The 13,506-nt window shown below is 48.9% G+C and carries 10 protein-coding genes; 5 read left to right on the top strand and 5 right to left on the bottom strand.

The window, feature by feature from the left end:
- Window positions 1–3 precede the first annotated feature (3 nt).
- From BUQ98_RS04670 to BUQ98_RS04660, 3 genes are read right to left on the bottom strand one after another with little or no spacing between them, the layout of a single operon-like run.
- A complete protein-coding gene (locus BUQ98_RS04670) occupies window positions 4–1,251 on the bottom strand; it encodes an ABC transporter substrate-binding protein (RefSeq protein WP_074212719.1) in 1,248 nt (415 codons plus the stop codon).
- Window positions 1,248–2,690: an ATP-binding protein gene (locus tag BUQ98_RS04665; protein ID WP_074212718.1), complete on the bottom strand. Its 1,443-nt coding sequence runs from the start codon at window positions 2,688–2,690 to the stop codon at window positions 1,248–1,250. The genes BUQ98_RS04670 and BUQ98_RS04665 overlap by 4 nt, the downstream gene beginning before the upstream one ends.
- Complete coding sequence (locus tag BUQ98_RS04660) at window positions 2,690–3,403, bottom strand: response regulator transcription factor (RefSeq protein WP_074212717.1); 714 nt, start codon at window positions 3,401–3,403, stop codon at window positions 2,690–2,692. The genes BUQ98_RS04665 and BUQ98_RS04660 overlap by 1 nt, the downstream gene beginning before the upstream one ends.
- Before the next feature lie 191 nt (window positions 3,404–3,594).
- On the opposite strand from BUQ98_RS04660, the gene ptsG reads away from it, so the two are divergent.
- The gene (ptsG, locus tag BUQ98_RS04655) at window positions 3,595–5,031 is read left to right on the top strand and encodes a glucose-specific PTS transporter subunit IIBC (RefSeq protein WP_074212716.1); all 1,437 of its coding nucleotides are present in this window, start codon (window positions 3,595–3,597) and stop codon (window positions 5,029–5,031) included.
- A 62-nt stretch (window positions 5,032–5,093) separates the two neighbouring features.
- Here ptsG and BUQ98_RS04650 read toward each other — a convergent pair whose 3' ends face one another.
- Together BUQ98_RS04650 and BUQ98_RS04645 are read right to left on the bottom strand one after the other, a co-directional pair.
- Complete coding sequence (locus BUQ98_RS04650; protein ID WP_074212715.1) at window positions 5,094–6,482, bottom strand: peptide MFS transporter; 1,389 nt, start codon at window positions 6,480–6,482, stop codon at window positions 5,094–5,096.
- Between the two features lie 322 nt (window positions 6,483–6,804).
- A complete protein-coding gene (locus tag BUQ98_RS04645; protein ID WP_305794041.1) occupies window positions 6,805–7,866 on the bottom strand; it encodes a lipoate--protein ligase in 1,062 nt (353 codons plus the stop codon).
- A 277-nt stretch (window positions 7,867–8,143) separates the two neighbouring features.
- Between BUQ98_RS04645 and pheS the strand changes: the two genes are divergently transcribed.
- From pheS to BUQ98_RS04625, 4 genes are all read left to right on the top strand, one after another.
- Window positions 8,144–9,127: a phenylalanine--tRNA ligase subunit alpha gene (pheS, locus tag BUQ98_RS04640; RefSeq protein WP_074212714.1), complete on the top strand. Its 984-nt coding sequence runs from the start codon at window positions 8,144–8,146 to the stop codon at window positions 9,125–9,127.
- Window positions 9,128–9,146: 19 nt separating this feature from the next.
- Window positions 9,147–11,549 carry a phenylalanine--tRNA ligase subunit beta gene (gene pheT / locus BUQ98_RS04635; RefSeq protein WP_074212713.1) on the top strand — a complete coding sequence of 801 codons (2,403 nt, stop codon included), beginning with the start codon at window positions 9,147–9,149 and terminating at the stop codon, window positions 11,547–11,549.
- A 406-nt stretch (window positions 11,550–11,955) separates the two neighbouring features.
- Window positions 11,956–12,252, top strand: a complete 297-nt coding sequence (ihfA, locus tag BUQ98_RS04630) for an integration host factor subunit alpha (RefSeq protein ID WP_074212712.1) — start codon at window positions 11,956–11,958, stop codon at window positions 12,250–12,252.
- 170 nt (window positions 12,253–12,422) lie between these two features.
- The gene (locus BUQ98_RS04625; protein ID WP_074212711.1) at window positions 12,423–13,463 is read left to right on the top strand and encodes a succinylglutamate desuccinylase; all 1,041 of its coding nucleotides are present in this window, start codon (window positions 12,423–12,425) and stop codon (window positions 13,461–13,463) included.
- Window positions 13,464–13,506 lie beyond the last annotated feature (43 nt).

Genomic DNA, 13,506 nt, shown 5'->3' with positions numbered 1-13,506 from the left:
CATTTATTTTCCCCGCGGTATATTTTCAAGGCGCAGAATAAATTCCTCTGGCCCAATACTTTCATCATTAAAATACCGATAGATCTCACTGGTCGTTGCTTTTTGAACGATAGGGCTTACAGCCATTGAATCAACCGTACTAGGAAGCAAGCGGCCGTTTTGTTCTGCTTGCTCCATATCATGATGAGCTTGGCGAGAGCACGGGTTGAACTGGTTTAGGTTGATATCTTTACGAGCGGGCAGTGCCCCTTTTGCTTGATTAAAATCGGTAAGAAATGCTTTGGATGATAAGGCGCGAGCGAGCGTATTGGCGGTTGTTCTATCACTCCTTGCGCTATTAAAGAGTGCGAAGCTGTCCATATTGTAAATAAACCCTGTGTGCTTAGCGGGGGCTTGATAGCAGCCGATTGCTTCTGGAGCCGCTACATGTTTGGCCAATAGCTCTCCCAGTACCCAGTCGCCAGAAAACTGAAATGCGTGCTCTCCTTCAATCAGCAACTGAGTGGCTTCATCCCAGCGTATGTGAGAAATCGTTGGCTGGATGAGGTGGCTAATCTCTCGGAACAAACTTAATATCTCAAATGTGGTTGCGCTCCGTAGTGTATGTTTATCCATATCCATAAATGCACGCCGATAATAATCCGCACCGCCGTAGCCAAAAGCAAGGTTTTCGAACAGTAATGCGATTTGCCATTGATCATTGCCAATAGCGATCGGTTGCACATTATGGCGCTTTAAGATTTTAAAAGTGTCGATTAGCGCTTCCCAGTTGTCAGGTGGCGATAGGTTGTATTGGTGAAGCACGTCATGATTTACCCACATCCAATTTAAACGATGGATCGTGACGGGCGTGGCCACAAACTTCCCTTCAAATTGATTGACCGCTCGGGCGATAGGATAGAGTTGAGAGCGCCAATGTTCTTGATGGGCTAACTGTTCTAGGTCGTAAAGAAACCCCAGCGCGGCCCATGACTGGATTGCAGGCCCTTCTAGTTGGGCGATAGCTGGCGGTGTTCCCGCAATTGCGCGAGCTTGTAAAATAGACATTGCGGTATCACCGCCACCGCCTTGAATCGCTTGCGTTTCGACGTGAACGTTAGCCTCCTCAAGCGCTTGCGTGGCGATATTGGCAGCGCGGACTTCGCCTGCTGATGTCCACCAATGCAGAAATTCAACAGATGCTACGGTGGACTGTGCTGCGTTAATGGGGAAAGCGATTGCGAGTAATAGGTTGAAAAAGAGTCTTTTCATAGTTCACATGCCAACTGAATGGTGATAATGAGTCCTTGTGTCGAGTGATTTTCTACATAAAGGTCGCCGCCATGGCTGCGAGCAATACTGCGTGAAATGGTTAGACCGAGCCCTGAACCAGTGTGTGTCGTTGCATCAACGCGAAAATACGGCTCAAAGACTTTTTCTTGCCACTTTTTATCTAATCCTGGACCAAAGTCGCGCACCTGAATAACAACCTTGTCATGACCGTCGTAAAGACCAACCTCAGCGGAGCCACCATATTTAATCGCGTTGTCGATGACGTTATAAAGGCATCGTTTAATCGCAAGGGGTTTACCCAAGAATCGGCTTTCAACTGGTAGCGAAAGCTGAACCTTATGTTTACTGCGGTTGTAGTACGCTGCGCATTGTTCAAGCGTGTCGACCAAATTAATCCATTCAACGTCCTCATGGATGTCAGTTTCACGAATACACTGCAGAGCGCCCTCTAACAACACATCAAATTCAGTCAATACGGTCTCAAATTTTTGCCGCTCTGCATCATCTTCCAACATTTCCGTGCGTAATTTCATACAAGCTAATGGCGTCTTTAAATCGTGTGATATAGCCCCAAACAGCATTTCACGGTCGCGGATATAGGCGCGTATACGTCGCTGCATTTTATTAAACGCTCGCACAGCAGCACGTGTTTCTTTACTGCCTTCTTCTTGTACTTCTTCGACATATAGCTGTCCGCTCATTAGCGTAGCGGCTTTAGCCAGTCGCCGAATTGGACGAATTTCTAATCGCAACAACCAGACCGTACAAAAGACAAGAAGCAACGAAGAAATCCCCAAAAAGACCAGCTGTTTTTGGTCGATAAACTGTGGGGATAAGGCCGAGAAGGGCACAGGTAGCGTCGCCGCGAGATAAAACCATTCGCTTTGTGACATTTGGATCTGTACCACAACGATAGGTAAATCCAGATCGCCTAAGGCTAAACTGTAGTCGGCCCAGATAGCAGGCAATGCCTCAAGCTTAATACCTGAGTTAAACACTTTGAGATCTTGGCGTCGGCTTAAGGCAACATCAATGTGCTGAGCGTGGCGCACTGATTTAGACAATCGCGTTGATGCCTGATCTAGAATCATGGCGGTACGCGCAGTTTGTGTGGGTAAGCCAACATCTAATTTGCGTTGGTTGATGGAAATAAAGAAGCGTGTGCCGCCCATCTCTCTAATTTGGTTCAAGATGAGGTAGCGATAACTGACGGGAAGCGCCTCAAAGTAATTGTAAGTATCGGCAACGTTACTGGTTAGGCTTTGTACCGTTTTCTGTAGGCTCTCTTGCTCCTTTTGCGCACTGGTTTGGTACCAAATTAACCCTGCGATCAATTGGGCGATAACAATCACGATCAATAAGGTCACGCCAATACGAAAGCGAATGGAGGTGAACAACGATAGCGCAAGCGTACGCATCAATGCACCTCTGTCGCGATGACATCAGTGGCGAGCATGTAACCTTTATTTCTTACCGTTAGAATCAGCGAACGCTCGTCGTCGTGAAGGTGCTTACGTAATCGGCTGATTTGTACATCAATCCCGCGTTCAAATGGCTCTGCATCTCGCCCCCAAATGCAGCGGGCAATATCATCTCGACTCAAAAGCTGATTGGGTTTTTCTAGCATTAAGCTGATCAGGTTAAAATCGGCGCCAGACAATTGTTTGCACTCACCGTGAGGGCTAACTAATTGACGCTTCAGCAGGTCACACGTCCATCCGGCGAAAGTGACTTTATGGCCGATACCGGATGATTGGGTCATACGTGTACGCCTCAATAAGGCTTTAATGCGTGCCAGTAGCTCACGTGGGCTAAAGGTTTTTGTCATGTAATCATCGGCGCCCACTTCAAGCCCTGCAACACGATCAGCTTCATCTGTCACGGCCGTGAGCATGATGATGGGGACGTTAGAGTGTTTGCGAATTTGGCTACATAGCGTAAGCCCATCATCGCCTGGCAGCATAATATCGAGAATGATGAGATCCGGTGCGTGCGTTTGATAGTGCGCCCACATTTGCTCACCGTCACTGGCAGTAAGAACATGAAACTCAGCTCGCCCTAGGTAATCGGTGAGTGCATCTCTAAGCGATTGATTGTCATCCACAACGAGGATGGTTTTCATCTTGCACATTCCTGTGTTTATCACCAATGCCTTGTGTATACCTCAATTAAAACGAGATCACTATTGGTGCAAGCTGATATTGCCACACCGGTAGGCGTTGGTATGTAACAGCCTGCTTACAAACTCATAGGCTTTTGTAACCTTAGGGGAGACGCTTTTCTTTATCGTGTGTATGTCTCTACATAAAAAAGGAACATCACATGTTTAGTCACGCGTTTGGATTACTACAACGGATAGGGCGCTCTTTGATGCTGCCTGTGGCGGTATTACCTGTCGCTGGTCTATTACTCGGTATCGGTTCTGCTAACTTCGCATGGATACCGGATAGTGTCTCTGAAATCATGGCCATGTCAGGCGATGCCGTATTCAGCAATCTGGCACTTATCTTTGCAATTGGTGTCGCTCTGGGTCTATCAGACAACGATGGCGCGGCTGCGCTGGCGGCGACGGTTGGCTTTGCCATTATGACCGCAACCTTAGGGGTAATGGCTAACATCCACGGCATTGAGCCTGCGATGATCATCGGGATCCCTAGCCTTAATACTGGGGTGTTCGGCGGGATTATGATCGGGGCTGTGGCAGCCTATTTATTTAATCGCTTTCATAACATCCAACTTCCTGAGTACTTAGGCTTCTTTGCCGGAAAACGCTTCGTCCCTATCGTTACGGGTATTGCTGCAATATTCCTGGGTATTGCGCTCAGCTATATCTGGCCTCCCATTGGCGGCGCAATCAAGAGTTTTTCGCACTGGGCGGCTTATCAAAGCCCAACCACCGCTTTTGGTATTTACGGGTTTGTTGAGCGTTCTTTGATTCCTTTTGGCTTACACCACATTTGGAACGTGCCTTTCTTCTTTGAAGTGGGGGAATACGTCGACCCTGAAAGCGGTAAAGTGATCACTGGTGAAATTCAGCGCTATCTTGCCGGTGACCCTACTGCTGGCAATCTAGCCGGAGGCTATTTGTACTCAATGTGGGCGTTACCGGCGGTGGGGTTAGCTATTTATCACGCAGCTCGCCCTGACAAACGCGCACTGGTTGGCGGGATTATGGCTTCGGCAGCGTTAACATCTTGGCTGACGGGTATTACCGAACCGATGGAGTTTTCTTTCCTATTTGTCGCGCCGGTGTTGTATGCCATGCATTGTGTCTTAACGGGGATCGGTTTTGCTCTCGTCACAACGTTAGATATCCACCATAGCGTCACCTTCGCTCATGGCGCAATTGACTTCCTGATCTATTACCCACTGTCGACCAATGCTTGGCTTTTCGCACTGATTGGCCCGCTCTGGGCGTTGATGTATTACAGCTTGTTTAGATTAACGATCAGTAAGCTTAATTTGCTGACACCAGGCCGTGAAACAGCTGAAACCGAGGTAAGTCAACTTTCGGAAATCGGTTCAGAGCTGGCACATCAATTGGTCAGTGCGCTTGGAGGAAAGGAAAACATTAAAAATGTGGATGCCTGTATCACGCGACTGCGAGTCAGCCTGAATGATATCCAGCATGCCGATATTGCCGCAATTAAGCAGCTCGGCGCCAAAGAGGTACTGGTTGTTGGTGACAACCTTCAAGCCATATTTGGTACGCAATCAGACACTATTAAATCTGAAATAAAAGCGGTGCTTGTTGGTTAAACAACGATAAAAAAGAGGCCCTCGGGCCTCTTTGCTATTCAATAACGCGACGGGTGTTAATGTTACGCCACTTGTACTTGTTGTTGCTCGATTTCTTCACTGGGAGTGGCACCGGATTCAGCGCCGTGCATCCAGCGGATCAGGGTGTTGGATAGTGTCAGCAAGATAACGCCTGAGACAGCAGCCGTGGCCGCTATGCCACCAAAAATAGCCATGGCACCATAATCACCCACATGCGAGCCAATAATACCGGCAATGTAGTTGGCAATTGCGTTAAAGCCAAACCACGCGCCCATCATCAGTGATGCTAAGCGAAGTGGGGCTAGCTTAGTCACTAGCGATAAACCAATTGGCGAGAGGCACAACTCGCCTAATGTGTGGAAGAAGAACGCGCCCACTAGCCAGAACATCGAGGTTTTCACCGTGGTATCGCCGCCTTGCTCTAACACGGCCCCGATCATGCACAAAAAGCCAAGCGCCAGCATAAATAACGCCATGGCAAATTTGACCGGTGAGCCGGGCTCTTTCGGACCCAGGCGCACCCACAATGATGCTGCTATGGGCGCACAGACAATGATGAAGAAGGGGTTGAGTGACTGGAACCATGCCGCTGGGATTTCAAACCCACCCACCATGCGATCCGTGTACTCTTGCGTGTAAATATTCATCAAGCCACCCGCTTGTTCAAAGCCGGCCCAGAAAATGATCACGAACAAACCCATCAATAAGATGACTTTAAGGCGATCGATTTCTTGCTTGGTCAGTGGAGCATTGGTCTTAGAATGATTAGCATCTCGCGCTTTTTGTGCCGCGGGAACACGGCCTATTTCGCCTAGCCAAGCGTTGGCCATAGTTAGCTGGATTACTAAGCTAAACAGCATGCCGATACCGGCAGCAAAAAAGCCATATTGCCAGCCGTAAGCGCTGGTTACCGAGCCAGAGACAAAGCCGGCCAACAATGAGCCAATGTTGATGCCCATATAAAAGATGGTAAACGCACCATCACGACGATGATCGCCTTCATAGTAAAGGTCACCCACCATCGTCGAAATGTTGGGTTTTAGTAAGCCACAACCTGTGATCAGCAGAGCTAGGCCAGCATATAAGGTGTGAACAATGTCTAAACCGTACTTTTGGGCAGGAAAGGCGAGGGTGAATTGTCCAATTGCCATCAGCGCACCACCGACGATAACGGCACGGCGCTGACCAATAAAGTTATCGGCAAACCATCCACCAATGAGTGGAGTGATGTAGACGAGACCAGTGTAGTAGCCATACAGCTCTAGTGCGTCTTTGGTGGACCAGCCTAAGCCGCCATTGATGGTTTGATCGGTGAGGTAAAGCACCAAAATCGCACGCATCGCGTAGTAGGAAAAGCGCTCCCACAGTTCCGTGCCGAAGAGTAAAAAAAGTCCCCGAGGGTGACCGAGTATTGTTTTTTGGTTTTCCATAACTATCTAATTATTCGTGAGTTTTGTTGGGCCTGCATTTCTTCAATCGGCGTGCAGTACATTGCCGAAACGTTTGTTGGAAAGATCACCTCGCTACAGTTTGTAACAAAATATGTAAAACTAGATTAATGGTTTTTTATCAAAATTAAAAACTATTATTCAAGCAACAATGCCGTCATTAATGATGAGTTTTATCCAAATGATGAAATTTTGTCGCACTGAGCAGCTGCCACCTATAGTGACGTGACAGCTGATTGCGTCTTTGCGTGGGATCAAAAAGAGAGGGGATTATGTGACGGGGGTCACTGTTAATGTGTGCCTATCAAGCGAGGGCGTGGCGCAGCCAAAGGGCTATATCCTGAAACATGGCCTGGTGGCTTGGATCTGCCTCTGCCTGACGGGTGACAAATTGATAGAGTGTTTCCGAGTGATAGGTTTGCCCAATAAGCTGGCTCGCCAGTATTTCCAGCGGCCCTGGCGTTAAGCTATCGGTAAATAGCTTACAGTCGGCGATTTCTCCATTCTTCACATCTAAATGCAGCTCAATACCGCCCCATTCGAAGCGCTCATCAAACGTATGCATAAATTGTGGGCTCTTGCCAAAATTCCATTCCCAGCTGCACTGTTTTTCGTAGATGGCATTAAAGCCTTCTACATCGGGCTTGGCGTCGGGAGAAATGTACTCAACCTCAGTGGTATGGCCGTAATGGCGGAAAAAGGCGGTTTTAATCGCCGCACACACGCGTTGATGATCAATGCTAGGGACAAAGTCGGTAATATTGGCAACGCGGGCACGGACCGATGTAATCCCTTTTGCTTTCAGTTTCTTCGCGTCGGGGTTGAGGTAGTCGCCCAGTCGCGACAAGTTGGCATTAATTAATAGCGTACCATGGTGAAAGCCGCGATCTTTGGCCTCTTTGTAGGCAGAGCCCGATATTTTTCTTGGGCCTTCGGGCGTCTCCATGGTGAGATCATTACGTCCACTGGCATCGGCATCTATTCCCAGGTTTTTCAGCGCGTCGAGTACAATTTGTGTCGATATCGATTTATCGAAACCCGGTTTGCCGGCCATAAAGGTAAAGTTGGTATTGCCGAGATCATGAAACACGGCGCCGCCCCCACTTTGGCGCCGCGCTAAAACGACACCGTCTTGTTCCATTTTTCGGGTGTTACATTCGCGCCACGCATTTTGGCCACGACCAATCACCACGGTATTATCATTGCGCCAAAGAAAGAGCACATTTTGATCTGCAGACATCGTCCGAAAAATCGTATCTTCCACCGCTAAATTAAACCAAGGGTGAGTCGAGGTGGATACAAACACGCGTAAAGGGTGATTGTTGTCTTGCATACTGGCTCCGGATTCGTCGAGATATTGGTCCATAGGATAGCAAACTCTCCCTCTGTGCCAACGAAATGGATAAACCGGTAGGTAATGACGAGGAAAAATGGCTTAAATGCCGTTTAGCGTTTGGCATTAGTCGTGGCATTAATTAGTATGTAAGGTCAATTTATTACCTGTTCTCTCAGTCAATTGGCATTGAGGCGTATAACAAGACGACTCTGTCAGTTTGCTCAGACAATGGGTGAAACCATGATGTCAGCAGGTATTGTCACGCACCTACCTGGTTTGGACTGCCCAACGGGTCGACGAGGAAACAATGCAACAATTAGAAGAAATTCTTGCGAATGCAACCAATGCGGTGGCCGACGCCGCCTCTGTGGCTGCATTGGATGAAGTCCGGGTAAAATACCTAGGAAAGAAGGGTGAGCTAACGGCACAGCTTCAGGCTCTAGGCAAATTGCCTCCTGAAGAACGCCGTGAAGCGGGTCAGAAGATTAATCAGGCTAAGCAAACCGTGCAGCAGACGATTGCTGAACGTAAGCAGGCGCTCGAGCGCGCTGAACTCGAGGCCAAACTGGCTGCTGAAACCATTGACGTAAGCTTACCCGGTCGCCGGATTGAAAATGGTGGATTACACCCCGTTACGCGTACGATTGAGCGTATTGAGCAATTTTTTGGTGAGCTCGGTTTTTCGGTTGAAGCTGGTCCAGAAGTCGAAGATGGCTTTCATAACTTTGATGCGCTGAACATCGCCCCCGATCATCCCGCGCGTACCGATCATGATACCTTTTTCTTCAACCCTGATTTGATGTTGCGTACGCACACCTCGGGCGTTCAGATCCGTACCATGGAAGCGGGCAAACCGCCATTCCGTATTATTGCGCCAGGTCGCGTTTATCGAAACGATTACGACCAAACACACACGCCGATGTTCCACCAAGTGGAAGGCCTTTTGGTTGATAAAGATATTACTTTTGCGGACTTGAAAGGGATCCTCAACGACTTTTTGCGTAACTTCTTTGAAGAAGACTTGGAAGTGCGTTTCCGTCCCTCTTACTTCCCGTTCACTGAGCCTTCTGCCGAAGTGGATGTACGCCGAAAAGGTGGAAAGTGGCTAGAGATTTTAGGCTGCGGCATGGTTCACCCAAATGTCCTACGCGCGGTGAATATTGATCCAGAAGAATACCAAGGTTTCGCCTTTGGTATTGGGGTAGAGCGCCTAACCATGCTGCGCTATGGCGTGAATGATCTTCGTGCGTTCTTCGAGAACGATCTGCGCTTTTTGAAACAATTTAAGTAATCAGTGGGGCAAGGTAATAATGAAATTCAGTGAATCTTGGTTGAGAGAGTGGGTAAACCCAGCAAACGACACCGACGCGCTTGCCCATCAGATCACCATGGCCGGCCTCGAAGTCGATGAAATTGCGCCAGTCGCTGGTGACTTTAGCGGAGTGGTTGTTGGCGAAGTCGTTGAGTGTGGCCAGCACCCTGATGCCGATAAACTGCGCGTGACTAAAATTAATGTCGGCGACGACGAATTACTCGATATCGTCTGTGGTGCGCCCAATTGCCGCCAAGGCCTGAAAGTGGCCGTAGCAATGGTCGGTGCTGTGCTGCCTGGCGACTTCAAAATCAAAAAAGCAAAACTACGTGGTCAACCGTCTTTCGGCATGTTGTGCTCATTTACTGAGTTAGGGATTGATGTTGAATCTGACGGCATTATCGAGCTGCCTGTCGACGCACCGATTGGTACGGACATCCGTGACTACCTCGCGCTAAACGATGTAACCATCGATGTCGACTTAACCCCGAACCGTGCTGATTGCTTGAGCCTACGTGGCTTGGCGCGTGAAGTCGGCGTATTGAATCGCGCGGATGTCACCGAGCCGACTATCACACCGGTCGCTGCCAGCATTGAAGACAAGGTATCCGTGCGTATTGATGCGCCACAAGCGTGTCCACGTTATTTAGGACGTGTGGTAAAAAATGTGGATCTAAATGCGCAGACTCCGCTGTGGATGCAAGAGAAATTGCGCCGCAGTGGCATTCGCGCTATCGACCCTGTGGTGGATGTCACTAACTATGTGATGCTTGAGCAAGGTCAGCCGATGCATGCTTTTGACCTTAGCAAGCTTGAGGGTGGCATTGTGGTGCGTATGGCAAAAGAGGGCGAAACGCTTACATTGCTCGATAGCAACGAAGCAACACTCAATGCGCAAACCTTGGTGATTGCCGATGAGAACAAAGCCTTGGCGATGGCCGGGATTTTTGGCGGGCAAGACTCTGGCGTCACTACAGACACGCAAGATATCTTACTCGAATCGGCGTTTTTTGCCCCTGATGTGATCCGCGGCCGTGCACGCAGCTATGGGCTACACACAGATTCCTCTCACCGCTTTGAGCGTGGTGTCGATCCGGCGCTGCAAGCGGCGGCGATGGAGCGTGCCACTGAGCTGCTATTAGCTATTTGTGGTGGTGAAGCGGGAGAGATTGTTACCGCTGAGTCCTCTGAAGCATTACCGGCTCGTGACACTGTCACGCTTCGTCGAAGCAAACTCGACGGCTTGCTGGGTCATCATATTGACACTAGCGATGTCGACGCGATTCTGACGCGTTTAGGGTGTGCGGTAACGACCACAGAACAGGGTTGGCAAGCAACAGCTCCAAGCTGGCGCTTTGATATTGCCATTGAGCAGGATCTGATTGAAGAAGTCGGCCGTATTTACGGCTACGACAACATTCCAACCCGAGCCCCTAAAGCGGCACTGACGATGCGTGAATACAAAGAAGCGGCAATGCCGCTAAAACGTGTACGCGATTTGTTGGTTGATCGTGGCTTCCACGAGGCGATTACGTACAGCTTTGTTGAACCTAAACAGCAAGCGCTGATTGTCCCTGATGTTGAGCCGCTGATCCTGCCAAGCCCAATTTCTGCTGATATGTCGGCCATGCGCTTGAGCTTGCTTCCAGGGCTGTTGAATACAGTTGCCTACAACCAAAAACGTCAGCAGCCTCGTGTGCGCTTGTTTGAATTTGGCTTACGCTTTACCCCTGAAGGAGAAACGGGTGGTACCGTTCGTCAATCAAGCATTCGCCAAGAAAGCATGCTTGCGGGGGTGATTGCAGGTCCTGGCAGTGAAGAGCATTGGGATCTGGCGAGCACAACTGTCGACTTTTTTGACTTAAAAGGCGACTTAGAAGCGGTGCTTGAGCTAACAGGAAAGTTGAAAGACTTCCGTTTTGTATCCGCGTCGCACCCAGCGATGCACCCAGGCCAAACCGCCGCGATCGAGTATGACGACAAGGTCGTGGGCCACATTGGTACACTGCATCCAGAGCTTGAGCGTGAATTTGGCTTAAACGGCCGTACCGTAGTGTTTGAGCTGGAATGGCAAGCCATTGATGAGCGCTTTATTCCTGAAGCCGCAGGGCTTTCTAAATACCCGGCTAACCGCCGTGATATTGCTGTGATTGCCGACCAAGCGCTTGCTTCTGGTGATGTGGTGGACGCGTGTTTGCAAACCGGCAGTCCATTGATTAAAGATGCGCAGCTTTTCGATCTTTATACCGGTAAAGGGGTAGAAGAGGGTAAGAAGAGCCTCGCGATAGCACTGGTCTTGCAATCAGGTGAACGCACACTGGAAGAAGCGGATATTAGTGAGGCCGTGTCTGGTGTCGTTAGCCATTTATCGGAGAAATTGGGCGTTGCCTTGCGTGACTAACCCCGTTTAAATATAAAAAAGCAGCGGAAACGCTGCTTTTTTTATGCCTAAATGGCCTAACATCTATGCGTTTGAAAAACTGAATAAATTCGCTATATTTGTTTATTAAGTGTTCAGATATTGATAAATAAGCCTAATATCAATCATATTGAAAGCCCATTAACGTGTCTGAGGATCATACAGCTTTTAACATACTGGTTTAAAAGGTCAATTTTTTGGACATGCCCCTTGCTTTTTTAACGTAAAAAAGTTGGCGCAAATCAGCCAGTTGGCATACACTTGATTTGAACGGGTCCTCAAATATCCCTAGAATACAAGGGCTAAAGACGTGTGGACCACGTGTAGAATGGTGGTGTCGATACTGCGGTATTGCATATGTGTTCAACAATTCTTGAGGGAAAAACCTATGGCGCTCACGAAGGCCGATTTGGCTGAGAACCTGTTTGAAAATGTCGGGATTAGCAAACGGGACGCCAAGGATACAGTCGAGGCGTTTTTCGAAGAAGTACGAAAAGCACTTGAAAGTGGCGAGCAGGTCAAACTATCGGGTTTTGGCAACTTTGATTTGCGAGACAAGAATGAACGACCTGGTCGGAATCCTAAGACAGGGGAAGATATTCCGATCACTGCGCGCCGCGTAGTGACCTTTCGCCCTGGACAAAAACTTAAAGCGCGAGTTGAAAATGCTGAGGTAGAAGAGTAACCCAGCATCAACTTGTCGGTGGTGACGACACCACAGTAGAAAGCCGTGTACTAAAGGTGCACGGCTTTTTAATTTGTCTATACATGATCACATTGTGAGTGGAAAATTCTGGGTTTCTGGGTTATCTCGCTGTAACGTTTTGTTGTCTAGTTGTAATAAAAGGAAGCATTATGCTGACAGCACGTCCAGGCGCTTTTATTGATGCCGCACTTACCGCTCCCCACGCCTTCCATGCCGATCAGTGGCGTATGAACACGCTTACCATTACACATCGCATGCCTGGTATTGTCGTGGTTCAGCCTGATTCCCCAACCGGTGATCGTTGTGTCGTATTGTCATCAGGTATCCATGGTGATGAAACGGCACCCATTGAGCTTATTGATCGTCTTCTCGCCGATATCCTAAGTGGCGCGTTGACACCAACTTCTCCGTTGCTACTGATTATTGGTCATGCTGAAGCGATTAAAGTCCATACCCGCTTTATCGAAGATAACCTCAATCGTTTGTTTGGTGGCTGGAACGATGAGAAAAACGAAGAGCACTATCTCGCGAACCAACTTCAGCAAGCGGTAAGTGATTTTTTTGCTGTCCAATCATCATCGATGCAGCGATGGCATTTAGATTTACATAGTGCCATTCGTGACTCTCATCATTACATGTTTGGGGTGATCCCTACGACGCCGGAAGCCAGCGACGTACGTCCGCTTGCTGCACTGCTTAATGATGCCCAAATGGATGCGACAGTACTGTCACAATCTCCGTCTCCCACCTTTAGCTGGTACAGTGCAAATCATCATCATGCCTTAGCTGCGACACTAGAGATGGGGCGGGTTGCACCGCTGTATAAGAATGACATGCGTGAATACGCACCACTTGACCGCACCTTGCGCACGCTTCTCACTGCCGCTGATTTGCCTTCATCACTTGCTCCGATGCGTTTTTATCGAGTGACGCGCACTTTAACCAAGCGTTCCGAACAATTCGCTCTGACTTTTCCCTCGTCGGCTAAAAACTTCACGCCGTTCGAGAAGGGTACATTGTTGGCGACCGATATGGGAGAAGACGTCTATGCCGAGCATGAGGGTGAAGTGGTGATTTTCCCGAATGCGCATGTGCAAGTTGGCCATCGTGCTGGGTTACTTGCCACCCCCTTTGATGCCGATGTCAATCAACCGCTCTATGTGTGCGCTCCCCAAAAAGCCTCTGCGTAGTGCTTTTCAAGCCGACTGTCAGTCGGTAAAGTGCGTCACAGTA

The sequence above is a fragment of the Salinivibrio sp. ES.052 genome (assembly GCF_900141775.1).
Classification (GTDB): Bacteria; Pseudomonadota; Gammaproteobacteria; order Enterobacterales; family Vibrionaceae; genus Salinivibrio.
The sequence above is the reverse complement of the archived record's forward strand: the minus strand, read 5'-3'. Positions and strand labels throughout refer to the sequence as shown.

Excerpts from the sequence above, each read along its gene's own strand:
- BUQ98_RS04625 (WP_074212711.1), top strand. The coding sequence starts at position 12,423 with ATGCTGACAGCACGTCCAGGCGCTTTTATTGATGCCGCACTTACCGCT.
- pheT (WP_074212713.1), top strand. The coding sequence starts at position 9,147 with ATGAAATTCAGTGAATCTTGGTTGAGAGAGTGGGTAAACCCAGCAAAC.
- BUQ98_RS04665 (WP_074212718.1), bottom strand. The coding sequence starts at position 2,690 with ATGCGTACGCTTGCGCTATCGTTGTTCACCTCCATTCGCTTTCGTATT.
- ptsG (WP_074212716.1), top strand. The coding sequence starts at position 3,595 with ATGTTTAGTCACGCGTTTGGATTACTACAACGGATAGGGCGCTCTTTG.
- ihfA (WP_074212712.1), top strand. The coding sequence starts at position 11,956 with ATGGCGCTCACGAAGGCCGATTTGGCTGAGAACCTGTTTGAAAATGTC.
- BUQ98_RS04645 (WP_305794041.1), bottom strand. The coding sequence starts at position 7,866 with ATGGACCAATATCTCGACGAATCCGGAGCCAGTATGCAAGACAACAAT.
- BUQ98_RS04670 (WP_074212719.1), bottom strand. The coding sequence starts at position 1,251 with ATGAAAAGACTCTTTTTCAACCTATTACTCGCAATCGCTTTCCCCATT.
- BUQ98_RS04650 (WP_074212715.1), bottom strand. The coding sequence starts at position 6,482 with ATGGAAAACCAAAAAACAATACTCGGTCACCCTCGGGGACTTTTTTTA.
- BUQ98_RS04660 (WP_074212717.1), bottom strand. The coding sequence starts at position 3,403 with ATGTGCAAGATGAAAACCATCCTCGTTGTGGATGACAATCAATCGCTT.
- pheS (WP_074212714.1), top strand. The coding sequence starts at position 8,144 with ATGCAACAATTAGAAGAAATTCTTGCGAATGCAACCAATGCGGTGGCC.